Annotated in this window: 10 protein-coding genes; 7 read left to right on the forward strand and 3 right to left on the reverse strand. The window is 55.2% G+C overall.

Annotation, left to right across the window (positions count from 1 at the left end):
• The first annotated feature begins 21 nt into the window (after positions 1–21).
• The 4 genes from AC1MKH_RS22670 (at position 22) to hslO (ending at position 4223) form a co-directional block, all read left to right on the forward strand.
• Positions 22–2169 (forward strand): intracellular growth attenuator family protein, encoded by a 2148-nt coding sequence (locus tag AC1MKH_RS22670; RefSeq protein ID WP_276218730.1) that lies wholly within the window; start codon positions 22–24, stop codon positions 2167–2169.
• Positions 2170–2240: 71 nt separating this feature from the next.
• The gene (yrfG, locus tag AC1MKH_RS22675) at positions 2241–2909 is read left to right on the forward strand and encodes a GMP/IMP nucleotidase (protein ID WP_108476594.1); all 669 of its coding nucleotides are present in this window, start codon (positions 2241–2243) and stop codon (positions 2907–2909) included.
• Positions 2910–2919: 10 nt separating this feature from the next.
• The gene (hslR, locus tag AC1MKH_RS22680; RefSeq protein WP_276218733.1) at positions 2920–3321 is read left to right on the forward strand and encodes a ribosome-associated heat shock protein Hsp15; all 402 of its coding nucleotides are present in this window, start codon (positions 2920–2922) and stop codon (positions 3319–3321) included.
• 23 nt (positions 3322–3344) lie between these two features.
• On the forward strand, positions 3345–4223 hold the full coding sequence (gene hslO, locus AC1MKH_RS22685; protein WP_015962680.1) for an Hsp33 family molecular chaperone HslO: 879 nt from the start codon (positions 3345–3347) through the stop codon (positions 4221–4223).
• A 70-nt stretch (positions 4224–4293) separates the two neighbouring features.
• Here hslO and AC1MKH_RS22690 read toward each other — a convergent pair whose 3' ends face one another.
• Complete coding sequence (locus AC1MKH_RS22690) at positions 4294–6009, reverse strand: DUF4153 domain-containing protein (RefSeq protein WP_276218735.1); 1716 nt, start codon at positions 6007–6009, stop codon at positions 4294–4296.
• A 377-nt stretch (positions 6010–6386) separates the two neighbouring features.
• Between AC1MKH_RS22690 and pckA the strand changes: the two genes are divergently transcribed.
• A complete protein-coding gene (gene pckA / locus AC1MKH_RS22695) occupies positions 6387–8003 on the forward strand; it encodes a phosphoenolpyruvate carboxykinase (ATP) (RefSeq protein ID WP_276218737.1) in 1617 nt (538 codons plus the stop codon).
• A 156-nt stretch (positions 8004–8159) separates the two neighbouring features.
• Here the strand turns inward: pckA and envZ are convergent, their stop codons facing one another.
• Positions 8160–9512: a two-component system sensor histidine kinase EnvZ gene (gene envZ / locus AC1MKH_RS22700; protein WP_015962675.1), complete on the reverse strand. Its 1353-nt coding sequence runs from the start codon at positions 9510–9512 to the stop codon at positions 8160–8162.
• A complete protein-coding gene (gene ompR, locus AC1MKH_RS22705; protein WP_001157751.1) occupies positions 9509–10228 on the reverse strand; it encodes an osmolarity response regulator transcription factor OmpR in 720 nt (239 codons plus the stop codon). Before ompR ends, envZ begins: the two co-directional genes overlap by 4 nt.
• Before the next feature lie 215 nt (positions 10229–10443).
• Here ompR and greB point away from each other — a divergent pair, with 215 nt between their 5' ends.
• Both greB and AC1MKH_RS22715 read left to right on the forward strand, forming a co-directional pair.
• Positions 10444–10917: a transcription elongation factor GreB gene (greB, locus tag AC1MKH_RS22710; RefSeq protein ID WP_015962674.1), complete on the forward strand. Its 474-nt coding sequence runs from the start codon at positions 10444–10446 to the stop codon at positions 10915–10917.
• A 102-nt stretch (positions 10918–11019) separates the two neighbouring features.
• Positions 11020–13353 (forward strand): Tex family protein, encoded by a 2334-nt coding sequence (locus tag AC1MKH_RS22715; protein ID WP_276218752.1) that lies wholly within the window; start codon positions 11020–11022, stop codon positions 13351–13353.
• Positions 13354–13651: the final 298 nt, after the last annotated feature.

Genomic DNA, 13651 nt, shown 5'->3' on the forward strand with positions numbered 1-13651 from the left:
AATAAGGATAATGGCAATAGCATGGGCACATTGACTCTCTTTACCGCTGCGATTCTGGTCTGTGCCTTACTGGCGGGCTGGTTTATTCGCATGCGCGCAAAGCGACGCCGTTTACCCTGGCTGCATGCATTCCCTGGCGCGACCACGCGCAAATTAACCGACGATGAGCGTCGCGGCATTGAGAACTATCTTGAAGATCTCAACCAGAGTCAGCAGATCCCCGCATCGGGTTCTACGGTCGCCCCTGCGCTTATCTCGTTGAATGCGCAAAGCAATACCGTTTTCACCCTGACCCGCGCCATTACCCGCTACGGCATCACGACCGACGATCCCAATAAATGGCGCTATTTCCTCGACTCCATCGAAGTTCATCTGCCGCCCTTCTGGGAGCAGCACATCAATGACGAAAACAGCATCGAACTTATCGTCACCGATGATATTCCGCTGGTGATTGCCCTCAACGGTTATTCGCTGAAAGAGTACACCCTTGAAGGCCAGCGTAAGGCGCTGGAATCCCCCACCTCGACGCAGGCATCTATTCGCGGCGAAGAGAGCGAACAGATCGAGCTACTCAACATTCGTCAGGAGACGCACGAAGAGTACGCGCTAAGCCGCCCGGACGGGCTGCGGGAAGCGCTGCTGATCGTTGGCGCATTCGTCCTGTTTTATTGCAGCCTGGTCCTGCCCGGCGTCTTTACGCCCTGGTTGCTCGGCGGTGCCATTTTGCTGCTGCTGGCGGGCCTGTGGGGCCTGTTTGCACCGCCCACCAAAACGTCGCTGCGTGAAATCCACTGCCTGCGCGGCACACCAAAACGCTGGGGTTTGTTTGGCGAAAACGACCAGGAACACATTAACAATATTTCACTGGGCATCATCGACCTGATTTACCCGCGCCACTGGCAGCCGTTTGTCGCGCAGGATCTCGGCCAGCAAACCGATATCGATATCTATCTCGACAGGCATGTAGTGCGTCAGGGACGTTTCCTGTCGCTGCACGATGAGGTCAAAAACTTCCCGCTTCAGCACTGGTTACGTAGCGCCGTCATTGCCGGTGGCGCGCTGCTGGTGGTGGTGATGCTGTGGGTGAGCGTGCCGCTCAACATGCCGTTTAAATTCACGCTCTCCTGGCTGAAAGGCGCGCAGGTGATTGAAGCCACCACCGTCGATCAGCTCGCCAAAGCGGGCGTGCGTGTGGGCGATACGCTGCAACTTCAGGGCACCGGGATGTGTAATATTCATTCGCCGGGTACCTGGACTGCGCAGGAGAGTTCGCCTTTCCTGCCGTTCGACTGCTCGCAAATTATCTGGAATAACGCGCCGCGCCTGCCGCTGCCGGAGTCGGATATCGTCAATAAAGCCACGGCGCTGGTGCAGGCGGTGAACCGTCAGCTGCACCCAACGCCGGATGACAGCTCCCGCGTCAGCCCGGCGCTACGCTCAGCGATTCAAAAATCAGGCATGGTGCTGCTGGATGACTTTGCCGATATCGTGCTGAAAACCAAAGATCTGTGCTCGGCGGCGGACGAGTGTTCGCGGCTCAAAAATGCACTGGTAAACCTTGGGAACACGCGCGATTGGGAAACGCTGGTCAAGCGCGCCAATTCGGGGCGTCTGGACGGCGTGAACGTTCTGCTACGCCCGGTCAGCGCCGAGTCGCTCGATAACCTGGTCGATACCTCCACCGCGCCGTTTATTCTGCGGGAAACTGCGCGCGCGGCACAGGCCCTGAACAGTCCGGCGCCTGGCGGTTTTCTTATCACCAGCGATGAAGGCAGCGATCTCGTTACTCAACCTTATCCAACGATGAGCCTGTATGACTTCCCGGCGCATCAGCAGTGGAGCGAGTTCCAGCGTCTGGCGGGCATGCTGATGCACACCCCGTTCCACGCGGAAGGCATCGTCACCAATATCTTTACCGACGCCAACGGCACGCAGCACGTTAACCTGCACCGCATGCCGGATAGCAGCGGCCTGTGGCGCTATCTGGCGACCACCCTGCTGATGATTGCGATGATTATCTGCGCCGTCTACAACGGCGTTCAGGCGCTGCGCCGTTATCAGCGTCATCGCGAACGTTTGGTCGAAATTCAGAAATATTACGAAAGCTGCACCAACCCCGTTTTGCTCTCCAACCCTGAGGATTATGAGCAAAATATGCCGCATCATTGATTCCATCCTGAATGAAGCAAAGCGGCAGGTTGTGCTAACCTGTCGCGCAATTCTATGGCTGGAGGCTCCTCATGCATTTTGACATCGCTTGGCAGGACGTCGATACCGTTCTGCTGGATATGGATGGTACGCTGCTCGACCTCGCATTCGATAATTACTTCTGGCAAACGCTGGTGCCTGAGACCTACGGCAGCCAGAAGGGCCTGACGCCGCAGGAAGCGCGCGACGCGCTGCGCCAGGAGTACCACGATGTGCAGCATACGCTAAACTGGTACTGTCTTGATTACTGGAGCGACCGGCTGGGTTTGGATATTTGTGCGATGACCCGCGAGCAGGGGCCGCGTGCGGCGCTGCGTGATGATACTGTGCCTTTTCTCAATGCCTTACAGGCGAGCGGTAAGCGGCGCATTCTGCTGACCAACGCGCATCCTTACAACCTTTCCGTCAAGCTGGAGCATACCGGTCTTGATGCACACCTTGATTTATTACTTTCCACCCACACATTTGGTTATCCGAAAGAGGATCAGCGGTTGTGGCAGGCGGTAGCGGAACATACAGGGCTGAAAGCGGAGCGCACGCTGTTTATCGACGATAGCGAGGCGATTCTGGACGCGGCGGCGACATTTGGTATTCGCTACTGTTTAGGCGTCACTAACCCGGACTCCGGTCTGGCGGACAAAAGCTATTTACGTCATCCCGCCCTGAATGATTACCGTCGTCTGATCCCCTCACTCAAGTGAAGGAGTGACCATGAAAGAGAAGTCCGCAGCGGGCGTTCGGCTGGATAAATGGTTATGGGCCGCGCGTTTCTATAAAACCCGGGCGCTGGCGAGGGAGATGGTTGACGGCGGCAAGGTTCACTATAACGGGCAGCGCAGCAAGCCCAGCAAGATAGTCGAACTCAACGCCCTGCTCACCTTACGCCAGGGCAACGACGAACGTACCGTCGTGGTGAAAAGCATTACCGAGCAGCGCCGCCCGGCCAGCGAAGCCATGCTGCTTTATGAAGAGACGGCTGAAAGCATTGAGAAGCGCGAGAAAGTCGCGCTGGCACGTAAACTCAACGCGCTGACGATGCCGCATCCGGACCGACGCCCGGATAAAAAAGAGCGCCGCGACCTGATGAGATTTAAATATGGCGACAGTGAGTGACTGGCGCCTCAAGAGAGAAAATTATGACTCAACACGATCAATTACATCGCTATCTGTTTGAAAACTATGCCGTCCGTGGCGAACTGGTCACCGTATCAGACACCCTCGAACAGATCCTCGCGAACCACGACTACCCGCAGCCGGTAAAAAACGTGCTGGCCGAGCTGCTGGTTGCCACCAGCCTGCTGACCGCAACGCTGAAGTTCGCTGGCGATATTACCGTTCAGTTGCAGGGCGATGGCCCGATGACGCTGGCCGTGATCAACGGCAACAACCAGCAGCAGCTGCGCGGTGTGGCGCGCGTGCAGGGCGATATTCCTGCCGATGCCGACCTGAAAGCACTGGTGGGGAATGGTTATCTGGTGATCACCATCACCCCGGAAGAAGGCGAGCGCTATCAGGGCGTGGTGGGTCTGGAAGGCGATACGCTGGCGGAATGCCTGGAAGATTACTTCCAGCGCTCTGAACAGCTGCCGACGCGTCTGTTTATCCGCACTGGCGAAGCGAACGGTAAGCCTGCGGCGGGCGGTATGCTGTTGCAGGTAATGCCAGCACAGGACGCGCAGCGTGATGATTTCGATCACCTGGCGGCACTGACCGAGACCATCAAAGGCGAAGAGCTGTTCACCCTGCCGGCGAACGATGTGCTGTGGCGTCTGTATCACGAAGAAGAAGTGACGATTTACGACCCGCAGGACGTGGAGTTCAAGTGCACCTGCTCCCGCGAGCGCTGCGCTGGCGCGCTGAAAACGCTGCCGGATGAAGAAATCGACAGCATCCTGGCCGATGAAGGCGAAATCGATATGCACTGCGATTACTGCGGTAGCCATTACGTTTTCAACGCCATGGATATTGCAGAGATCCGCAATAACGCCTCTCCGGCGGACCCGCAGGTACATTAATTATCCGGCGTTGAAAAATGCCATTTGTAGGCCCGGTAAGCGTAGCGCCACCGGGCTTTTTTTTGACCTGTCAGTTGTTGTAATACGCTTCCAGCGTTTCACCATCAATCGTCACGTCGCGCCACGATTTTAGTTTAGTCCCGATTCTCTCTTCACTCATTGCACGCAAAACCTGCTCTTTGGTGATGCTTTTTGGCAATTTCAGCGTTCCGTTTGAATCCCAGGTTTTTTTGGTAGGATCGTATGTGTAAATCGGACTCCATTTATCACCGAATATGAAAAGTATGCGTTCGGGCTGGCCATCATCATTCAAATCCTGGCTCACCAGTAAGCACGCATCTTTTACAATACAGAGGGAGAGGCGACCACGATCATCCATTACCATTCGCCAGAAGGCCTCATCCGGTTGGGAAGTGCCTGGTGCTATAGCAACATTATCCGCCAGATCTTTCATAAAGAATTGATCGCGATCCCCGCCCAGCATCGTCAGCAATTCACGCTTACGCTCTGCATCCTTCATATACTCCGCATCGTTTTTAAGCGACTCCATCGCCTCGCGTCCGTAACGACCCGTGCTATAAAGCAAATATACCGTCACCTGATCGGCGCTAATTTTCCCGCTATGATAACGCGCCATATGGCTGTTCACGCTGATACGCCAGCTGTCCAGCACGGGAGTGTTCAGTAGCGCCACGAACAGCAGCCCCAGCAGCGATACCGCCAGATTCACCTTGCCCTGCACCACTAACGGATTCCGTCCCTTCTGGCGCACAATGCTGATGAAATATCCCAACGACCACACCAGCAGCACCATCACCATCAATACGCCGTGTATACGGTCAGGCGTCCAGCCGTATTGATTTACCCGCAGCCACAGCGCCCAGGCCGAGATCAGTACATACACAGGCGCAATCAGCAGTGCGGTTTTAATCAGGCAGCGCAGCACGCCGACATAGGGCAGTGACGTTTTCTGCGGATCGCGAACGATTGCCATCAACAGAAGCAGCAGAAACGCCAGCGTCGAGAGTACCCCGGCAGCAGAGGCGTGGTCAGAAATCGCGCTCAGGCCGGTAAACGGCAGCGTCACGATAAACAGCAGCGTCAGCAGCGCCACTGGCGGCAGCAGGCCGGTGGCGATGATCGTCATCAGCTTTTGAACGGCGCCAATCAGCCGCGGCTGCGTCCGCGCCAGGATCACCGCCAGCGCCGTAATCAGCCCCAGCGTGAGGTAGATAAACCAATCGGTTTCAAAAAAGAGCGTTTTGAAAAACGTGATGCCGACAATCTTAAAGAGTTCACTCCACAGTAAGAGCACCAGCCACGTCAGGCCATTAGCGATAAATATCACCAGTAACGTGAGTGCGTTATGCCAGGCTAATCCATAAAATCGGGCATAACGTGTCACTCCCTGGCGCGGATTCAGGTTCTGTTGTATCCAGGGCAACAGCAGCATCGTCATCAGCAGCAGGTAGCAGCCGTAATCCCAGAGAAGGTTATCCGCTCGCCAGCCAGCCACGCCGCCGGTTTGCCACTTCATCCATCCGCTCATCCCCAGCACGGCGACAAAGACCAGCGCCAGCCATCCCCACAAGCGCTTCTGCCTGAAGGAAATAACCGTAAAAAGAAGTGTCGATGAGAGCGCCACCGTTGCAGGCACGCCGTAAAATAACCAGCCGCTGTTTTTCGGCGCCAGCCAGGTAATCAACAGATAGCACAACAGGCCCTGAATCAGCCCGGTGGCAACCATTCCCCAACGCGTAGGGCGAGAGAGTTCAACGTTATCCATGTCGGTGTCCGGTAAAAAGAGAGAACGTGATTATCACATTACGTCTCATAGCATGCTCACGATGTCTGAAAATTCGGAAAATGGCTCAGCGAGGTGAATCGATTTTTTCCATGAAAGGGTTACGTAATTTTCTTTCAGAAATGCGATTACATTCACATAAACATCGTATTTTAAACCATTTTTTAACCAATTAAGAACATTTACCCCAATTCAAGTCATTTTCCTGCCATAATCGGTGCCGCTTCGTGACAGGAGTCACAATGAATTCGTAAGTAGACGTTTTGTCGGGATACGTAAATCTATGAGCCTGGTCGCGGTCAACACCCCTAAAATACCCATAGAATTTGTAGCAATACAATTGGCTAAGGAGCAGTGAAATGCGCAATGGTTTAACTCCGCAGGATCTCAAGGCTTATGGTATCAACGACGCACAGGAGATTGTCTACAATCCGGATTACGACACGCTGTATCAGGAAGAACTTGATCCTAACCTGGAAGGTTACGAGCGTGGCGTCCTGACCAATCTTGGTGCTATCAACGTCGACACCGGTATCTTTACCGGCCGTTCCCCGAAAGATAAGTATATCGTCCGTGACGATACCACGCGTGATACCGTTTGGTGGTCTGATAAAGGCAAAGGAAAGAACGACAACAAGCCGCTCTCTCAGGAAACCTGGCAGCACCTGAAAGGACTCGTTTCAAATCAACTTTCTGGCAAGCGTCTGTTTATCATCGACGCTTTCTGTGGCGCAAACGAAGATACCCGTCTTTCCGTGCGCTTCATCACCGAAGTGGCCTGGCAGGCGCACTTTGTCAAAAACATGTTTATTCGCCCAACCGAAGAAGAGCTGGCAACCTTTAAACCAGACTTTATCGTGATGAACGGCGCGAAATGCACCAACCCGCAGTGGAAAGAGCAGGGTCTGAACTCTGAAAACTTCATTGCCTTTAACCTGACCGAGCGCATTCAGTTGATTGGCGGCACCTGGTACGGCGGCGAAATGAAAAAAGGGATGTTCTCTATCATGAACTACCTGCTGCCGCTGAAGGGCATCGCGTCGATGCACTGCTCGGCAAACGTCGGTGAGAAAGGTGATGTGGCGGTCTTCTTTGGTCTTTCCGGCACCGGCAAAACCACGCTGTCTACCGACCCGAAACGCCGCCTGATTGGCGATGACGAGCACGGCTGGGATGACGATGGCGTCTTCAACTTCGAAGGCGGCTGCTACGCGAAAACCATCAAGCTTTCCAAAGAAGCGGAACCGGAAATCTACAACGCGATTCGCCGCGATGCGCTGCTGGAAAACGTGGTGGTACGCGCCGACGGCACCATCGATTTCGACGACAACTCGAAAACCGAGAACACCCGCGTCTCCTACCCGATTTATCACATCGATAATATCGTGAAGCCGATTTCCAAAGCGGGCCACGCCACCAAAGTAATCTTCCTGACGGCGGATGCGTTTGGCGTACTGCCGCCGGTGTCTCGTCTGACCGCTGACCAGACGCAGTACCACTTCCTGTCTGGCTTTACCGCCAAACTGGCCGGTACCGAGCGTGGTGTCAACGAACCGACCCCAACCTTCTCCTCCTGCTTCGGCGCGGCATTCCTGTCGCTTCACCCAACGCAGTACGCAGAAGTGCTGGTGAAACGCATGAAAGCTTCTGGCGCGCAGGCGTACCTGGTCAACACCGGCTGGAACGGCACCGGCAAACGTATCTCTATCAAAGATACCCGCGCCATTATAGACGCCATCCTGAACGGTTCGCTGGATAACGCAGAAACCTTCACCCTGCCGATGTTCGATTTGCAGATCCCAACCGAGCTGCCGGGCGTGGATACGCATATTCTCGACCCGCGTAACACCTACGGTTCCCCGGAACAGTGGCAGGAAAAAGCCACCGCGCTGGCGAAACTGTTTATCGAGAACTTCGAGAAATATACCGATACTCCGGCAGGTGCCGCGCTGGTAAGCGCTGGGCCAAAGCTGTAATCGGTCTGGTGAGATGATGAAATCCCCCTTCCGTGAGGTTGGGGGATTTTTTTTGGCCAGGGTTTAGCGAGTGTGCCCGCCTGTTGCCGGGCCAACCAGCTCAGTTTTTGTAGGCCTGATAAGCGTAGCGCCATCAGGCAATACCGACGACGCGCGCTAACTCTCTTTCACCGGCCCATGCACATGCGCCACCGGAACCGGGAGCCAGGCACGAATCAGCAGGCCGCCACGTTCGCTGGTGTCAATTTCCAGCAAACCGTTATGGTTGTCGATAATACGCTGCACAATCGCCAGCCCAAGCCCCGTGCCGCTGGTGCTGCGCGCACTGTCGCCGCGCACAAACGGCTGGAACAGATGCTTGCGCTGCTCGGGTTTAATTCCCGGGCCGTTATCCTCCACCTGGAACCAGGCGCGATTGAGTTCGCTGCCGCTGCTGACTTTGATCCAGCCGTTGCCGTAGCGCGCGGCGTTCACCACCATATTGGCCAGCGCGCGTTTGATAGAGAGCGGGTGCATTCGCAGCAGAATTTCTCCTGCCTGGAGATCGGTTTCTATCTCGCGCTCATAACCACTTTCGGCGGCGATCACTTCGCCCAGTACAGCATTAAGATCCGCCATTTCCATCGGCATCTCCTGCCCGGTGCGCAGGTAGTCGATGAATTGTTCGATGATCGCGTTGCACTCTTCGATATCTTTATTGATCGATTCCGCCAGATAGCCGTCCTGCTCGCCCATCATCTCCGTCGCCAGACGAATGCGGGTGAGCGGCGTGCGCAGGTCGTGGCTGACGCCCGCCATCAGCAAGGTACGGTCATCGGCCAGCTGTTTGACGCCTGCGGCCATATGGTTAAAGGCGCGGGTTACCGAACGCACTTCCGACGCGCCATATTCGCGCAGCGGCGGCGGGATCATCCCTTTACCAACCTGGAGTGCAGCGTGTTCAAGGTCAACCAGGGGTCGGTTCTGAATACGGATAAACAGCCACGCACCGCCTATTGCCAGCAGCATGATCGCGAGTGTGTAACGGAACAGCGGCGAGAAATCGCCCTGATGGATTTCAGTAAGGGGAACGCGCACCCAGATGTTGGGAGACAACCAGGTTTTCAGCCAGACGACAGGCGAGCTTTTATTAACCTCGACGCGTACTTCCGTCGGGCCACCCAGCTGCGTCGCCATCTGCTGGCTTAAAAATTCGTAATGCTGCGCCCAGCGCAGCCCCGCCTCTTCCGCCGCTTCATCGGAATAGAGTGAGATACCAAGTTCGCGGTAAATTTCGCGACGGAACGCAGGCGGTACCACCAGCTGCGTACCGTCCTCCAGCTCAAGTTTATCGGTCATCAGCATACGGACTTCGTAGGCGAGGACCTTATTAAACTGCTGGAGGCTTGGCAAAATCGCGAAGTTCAGCACCACAAGATAGGTTGTCACCAGGCTGACAAACAGCAAGGTGACAATCAGCAACAACGTGCGGGCAAACGAACTTCGCGGAGAGAAGCGCAATCGCCTCATGCCTTAGAACCGTCCGGGACAAAGACGTAACCCAGGCCCCAAACGGTCTGGATATAGCGTGGATGGGCCGGATCTTCTTCCACCATGCGGCGCAGACGGGAGATCTGGACGTCGATGGAACGTTCCATCGCGGAGTACTCGCGACCACGCGCCAGGTTCATCAGTTTATCGCGGGAGAGCGGTTCGCGCGGGTGGCTCACCAGCGCTTTCAGTACCGCAAATTCCCCGCTGGTCAGCGGCATCGGCTCGTCTTCACGGAACATTTCACGCGTACCGAGATTCAGCTTGAACTTACCAAAGGCAATCACCGCCTCTTCCTGAGAAGGCGCGCCCGGCAGTTCGTTCGCCTGACGACGCAGCACCGCACGAATACGGGCCAGCAGTTCACGCGGGTTGAACGGTTTAGGAATATAGTCGTCAGCGCCGATTTCCAGGCCGACGATACGGTCAACTTCTTCGCCCTTCGCCGTCACCATGATGATCGGCATTGGGTTGCTTTGGCTACGCAGACGGCGGCAGATGGACAAACCGTCTTCGCCTGGCAGCATTAAATCCAGTACCATAAGATGGAAGGATTCGCGGGTTAACAGACGATCCATCTGTTCGGCGTTGGCTACACTTCGAACCTGGAAACCCTGCTCGGTCAGATAACGTTCAAGCAGCGCACGCAGGCGCATGTCGTCATCGACCACCAGAATCTTATAATTCTCTTGCATTGTTTTTACTCCCAAAGGTTCGCAACAATTATCAGTGCGTATTCTTAAAAAAGCGTAAGCCGGTCACCAGTTAAATCTGGTATAAATTCCAGGCTAAATTGTTACAAAGCATATTTTACAGCGGCTTAAGTATACATTTAATCATAAGACACATTATTCATCCTGTTGGACTCTTTTGTGCTTTCCAACAGGCCAGCAGAAGGCAGGAAACGCGGATGAAAACGCCTTTAATTACCCGTGAAGGGTATGAAAAACTGAAAAAAGAGATGGATTACCTCTGGCGCGAGGAACGCCCGGAAGTCACCAAAAAAGTGACCTGGGCAGCAAGTCTGGGCGATCGCAGTGAAAACGCCGATTACCAGTACAACAAAAAGCGCCTGCGTGAAATCGACCGCCGCGTGCGTTATCTCACCAAATGTCTGGAAAACCTGAAGATTGTCGATTATTCACCGCAGCAGGAAGGCAAAGTCTTCTTTGGCGCGTGGGTGGAAATTGAAAACGACGACGGCGATGTGAAGCGCTTTCGCATTGTCGGCTACGATGAAATATTTGGTCGTAACGACTACATCTCAATTGATTCGCCGATGGCGCGCGGCCTGCTGAAAAAAGAGGTTGGCGATCTGGCCGTGGTGCAAACGCCCGCCGGTGAGGCGAGCTGGTACATCAATGAGATCGAATATGTGAAGTAGCGCGCCTGGAACAATCCGAGAGAATACGGTGGCGACTGGCATTTTTGCCGGTCAATCCGTATAACTATCCCCTGATTTTTCGACCCAACAGATGACAACACCATGATGAATGATTCGCTCTGCCGCATTATTGCGGGTGAACTTCAGGCACGCGCAGAACAGGTGGAAGCCGCCGTTCGCCTGCTTGATGATGGGAATACCGTGCCGTTTATTGCACGTTATCGTAAGGAAGTCACCGGCGGTCTGGATGACACGCAGCTGCGTAATCTGGAATCCCGACTGGGCTATTTGCGTGAACTGGAAGATCGTCGCCAGACCATTCTTAAGTCGATCAGCGAGCAAGGTAAACTCACCGAATCGCTGGAAAAAGCCATCAACGACACCCTCAGCAAAACCGAGCTTGAAGACCTTTACCTTCCGTATAAACAAAAACGTCGCACGCGCGGGCAAATCGCCATTGAAGCCGGGCTGGAACCGCTGGCTGAGCTGCTGTGGAACGAACCGTCGCATGACCCGGAAACGGAAGCCGCCAAATTTATCGACGCCGACAAAGGCGTGGCAGACACCAAAGCCGCGCTGGATGGCGCACGCTATATCCTGATGGAGCGTTTTGCTGAAGACGCGGGCCTGTTGGCGAAAGTGCGTGATTATCTGTGGAAAAACGCCCACATCGTGGCGACCGTGGTGTCAGGCAAAGAGGAAGAAGGCGCGAAATTCCGCGACTACTTCGACCATCACGAACCGATTTCTACCGTGCCGTCTCACCGCGCGCTGGCGATGTTCCGTGGCCGCAACGAAGGCATCCTGCAACTCTCGCTGAATGCCGACCCGCAATTCGACGAGCCGCCAAAAGAGAGCCACGGCGAACAGATTATTATCGATCACCTTGGCCTGCGCCTGAACAACGCCCCGGCGGATAGCTGGCGCAAAGGCGTGGTGAGCTGGACATGGCGCATCAAGGTGCTGATGCACCTGGAAACCGAACTGATGGGCACCGTGCGCGAGCGCGCGGAAGACGAAGCAATTAACGTCTTCGCCCGTAACCTGCACGACCTGCTGATGGCGGCGCCTGCGGGCCTGCGCGCGACGATGGGCCTCGATCCGGGCCTGCGTACCGGCGTGAAAGTGGCCGTTGTTGATGGCACCGGCAAACTGGTGGCCACCGACACCATCTACCCGCATACCGGTCAGGCGGCGAAAGCAGCCGTTGCAGTCGCGGCGCTGTGCGAGAAGCATAACGTTGAGCTGGTCGCTATCGGTAACGGTACGGCCTCGCGCGAAACGGAGCGTTTCTTCCTCGACGTGCAGAAACAGTTCCCGAAAGTGACGGCGCAGAAAGTGATCGTCAGCGAAGCAGGCGCATCGGTTTACTCCGCGTCTGAACTGGCGGCGCTGGAATTCCCGGACCTCGACGTTTCTCTGCGTGGCGCGGTCTCTATCGCCCGCCGTTTGCAGGACCCGCTCGCCGAGCTGGTAAAAATCGACCCGAAATCCATCGGCGTCGGCCAGTATCAGCATGACGTTAGCCAGACCTCGCTGGCGCGTAAGCTGGATGCGGTGGTGGAAGACTGCGTAAACGCCGTTGGCGTAGACCTGAATACCGCTTCCGTTCCGCTGTTGACTCGCGTGGCGGGCCTGACGCGCATGATGGCGCAGAATATTGTCAGCTGGCGCGATGAGAACGGTCAGTTCCAGAACCGTCAGCAACTGCTGAAAGTCAGCCGTCTGGGGCCAAAAGCGTTCGAGCAGTGCGCGGGCTTCCTGCGTATTAACCACGGCGACAACCCGCTGGATGCCTCAACGGTGCACCCGGAAGCGTATCCGGTGGTCGAGCGTATCCTGGCGCGGACTCAGCAGGCTCTGAAAGATCTGATGGGCAACAGCAGCGAGTTGCGTAACCTGAAAGCCTCTGAATTCACCGACGAGCGTTTCGGCGTGCCAACCGTCACCGATATCATTAAAGAGCTGGAAAAACCGGGCCGTGACCCGCGTCCTGAGTTTAAAACCGCGCAGTTCGCTGATGGCGTAGAAACCATGAATGACCTGTTGCCGGGGATGATTCTGGAAGGCGCGGTCACTAACGTCACCAACTTTGGTGCGTTTGTGGATATCGGCGTGCATCAGGATGGCCTGGTTCACATCTCGTCGCTGGCGGATAAGTTTGTGGAAGATCCACACACGGTGGTGAAAGCCGGCGATATCGTGAAAGTGAAAGTGCTGGAAGTGGATCTGCCGCGTAAACGTATTGCGTTGACCATGCGTCTGGACGAGCAGCCGGGTGAAACCAACGCCCGTCGCGGCGGTAATAGCAATGAGCGCAACCAGGGTAATCGCCCGGCGGCCAAAGCAGCAAAACCACGCGGTCGCGATGCGCAATCTGCGGGTAACAGCGCGATGATGGATGCGCTGGCGGCGGCGATGGGGAAAAAACGCTAACGCGTGCGGTTTGTGTTGCCGGGTGGCGCTGCGCTTACCCGGCCTACAAACCAGAAACGTCTGTGGGCCCGATAAACGTTATCGGGCTTTTTATTTCGGAAATAGATTAATTGTTTTTATATTTAGCATTATTATCACCGCATTAACATTCGTCGAAATAAACAAACATACGGTTTACCCGAATTGTTTTGAGCCAAATCAACTTTGCACCACTTTATTCTCAGAAAGAACATCCGGTCACATTTTATCTATTGAAGATACAAACCATTCTCATTATCATCGTATTGTAGATTAATTA

This window comes from Pseudocitrobacter sp. CD920760 (assembly GCF_057782505.1).